This is a genomic window from Psychrobacter sp. 16-MNA-CIBAN-0192 (genome assembly GCF_040309565.1).
Classification (GTDB): Bacteria; Pseudomonadota; Gammaproteobacteria; order Pseudomonadales; family Moraxellaceae; genus Psychrobacter.
In genome coordinates, this window is record NZ_JBEOOX010000614.1 from 1 (window position 1) to 244 (window position 244).

Consider the following 244-nt stretch of genomic DNA (forward strand, 5'->3'; position numbering starts at 1 on the left):
ATGCCAGATTTCTCATTAGGCAAATCGATACCGGTACGCTCTCCAAAGCCAAATCTAACCATCCAATCATGTAGGCGCTGAATACCCATCTCATAAGCAAGCTTATAATAATAAGTATCGACCGACATCATGATCGATTTTTTGAGATCGACGGTACCGTGACCGCCACGTTTCCAATCACGAAAACGGTGCGAGTCCCCAGGCAAGCTGAAGTAACCAGGGTCATAGATAGTGGTTTCCCAGT

At 45.9% G+C, this 244-nt stretch carries 1 protein-coding gene; it reads right to left on the minus strand.

The genetic code is table 11. The annotated features are described in order from the left end of the window. Positions 1 to 244, minus strand: a 244-nt coding sequence (locus AAEY78_RS14585; RefSeq protein ID WP_352340173.1) for a penicillin-binding transpeptidase domain-containing protein, incomplete at both ends; no start/stop codon positions are given.